Annotated in this window: 1 protein-coding gene; it reads right to left on the bottom strand. The window is 66.2% G+C overall.

The window, feature by feature from the left end; genetic code table 11:
* Positions 1-325, bottom strand: a 325-nt coding sequence (locus PQR02_RS40895; protein ID WP_408243464.1) for a contractile injection system protein, VgrG/Pvc8 family, incomplete at both ends; no start/stop codon positions are given.

The raw sequence follows: 325 nt of genomic DNA, 5'->3' as shown, positions 1-325 counted from the left end.
TGACGATCCCGATCTTCGTTGAGGTGACCAGATATTCGCCGTTGCCCGGCGCGAGCGGATAGCCTTCGAGGTGAAACGTATAGCCGGTCATCAGCCCGCGCAGATTCCCTCTTCCCCTGGCGCGCAGACTCTTCGCGCGGTGCGCTTCGAGCCGCACGCGCGCCAGGTGTTCGCCCTCGAAGCGGACCTCATTCGGATCCGCCGACAGCCCCATCGCCCCGGCCAGCGGCTGCGAGTAATCGCCCCAGCCGTATTCTTCGGCATTGTCGTTGGCCCGCTCGCGGTGGTCGGTGCTGGTGGTGGCGAGCTTCGCCAGTGACTGCGC

The organism is Paraburkholderia sediminicola, assembly GCF_046026895.1.
Taxonomy (GTDB): domain Bacteria; phylum Pseudomonadota; class Gammaproteobacteria; order Burkholderiales; family Burkholderiaceae; genus Paraburkholderia; species Paraburkholderia sediminicola_C.
Note: the sequence above shows the minus strand (reverse complement) of the source record. Positions and strands in the feature narration are given on the sequence as shown.